Consider the following 1135-nt stretch of genomic DNA (forward strand, 5'->3'; position numbering starts at 1 on the left):
CGATGGCGGAACAGGAACCGGACTTTCCTGATTCTCTTCTTCCGCTCTGCTCTGCGTGCGTTCCAGCGCCATCTCTTCCACGGTTTTCAGCTGGAAGCCGTCCTGGAACACCACGGTCACTTCGTTGCCCGCACCAATCGGTATCACCGGGTGATACTGTTCGGCACGTTTGATGTAGTAGTCACTGAGCGTCTGTGCGGCTTTCGATGCGCCGCCACCGATACCCATTTTCAGGGGCACTGTTGCAAATAGTCGGTGGTGATAAACTTATCATCCCCTTTTGCTGATGGAGCTGCACATGAACCCATTCAAAGGCCGGCATTTTCAGCGTGACATCATTCTGTGGGCCGTACGCTGGTACTGCAAATACGGCATCAGTTACCGTGAGCTGCAGGAGATGCTGGCTGAACGCGGAGTGAATGTCGATCACTCCACGATTTACCGCTGGGTTCAGCGTTATGCGCCTGAAATGGAAAAACGGCTGCGCTGGTACTGGCGTAACCCTTCCGATCTTTGCCCGTGGCACATGGATGAAACCTACGTGAAGGTCAATGGCCGCTGGGCGTATCTGTACCGGGCCGTCGACAGCCGGGGCCGCACTGTCGATTTTTATCTCTCCTCCCGTCGTAACAGCAAAGCTGCATACCGGTTTCTGGGTAAAATCCTCAACAACGTGAAGAAGTGGCAGATCCCGCGATTCATCAACACGGATAAAGCGCCCGCCTATGGTCGCGCGCTTGCTCTGCTCAAACGCGAAGGCCGGTGCCCGTCTGACGTTGAACACCGACAGATTAAGTACCGGAACAACGTGATTGAATGCGATCATGGCAAACTGAAACGGATAATCGGCGCCACGCTGGGATTTAAATCCATGAAGACGGCTTACGCCACCATCAAAGGTATTGAGGTGATGCGTGCACTACGCAAAGGCCAGGCCTCAGCATTTTATTATGGTGATCCCCTGGGCGAAATGCGCCTGGTAAGCAGAGTTTTTGAAATGTAAGGCCTTTGAATAAGACAAAAGGCTGCCTCATCGCTAACTTTGCAACAGTGCCCTTTCGACTACCTCCCCTCAAAGCCATATCACGTACGTTAATCCTGACTTCATTAAAATCAGTGGTTTCACTGAGGAAGA

Annotated in this window: 2 protein-coding genes; one reads left to right on the forward strand and one right to left on the reverse strand. The window is 52.7% G+C overall.

Annotated features, from left to right (window positions below):
• Window positions 1–240: hypothetical protein (locus tag ABD339_RS33490; RefSeq protein WP_425576179.1), on the reverse strand; the 240-nt coding region annotated here is incomplete at its 3' end.
• A gap of 58 nt (window positions 241–298) precedes the next feature.
• On the opposite strand from ABD339_RS33490, the gene ABD339_RS33495 reads away from it, so the two are divergent.
• Window positions 299–1003: an IS6-like element IS26 family transposase gene (locus ABD339_RS33495; protein WP_001067855.1), complete on the forward strand. Its 705-nt coding sequence runs from the start codon at window positions 299–301 to the stop codon at window positions 1001–1003.
• Window positions 1004–1135 lie beyond the last annotated feature (132 nt).

This window comes from Streptomyces axinellae (genome assembly GCF_039532135.1).
GTDB classification, from domain to species: Bacteria; Actinomycetota; Actinomycetes; order Streptomycetales; family Streptomycetaceae; genus Streptomyces; species Streptomyces axinellae.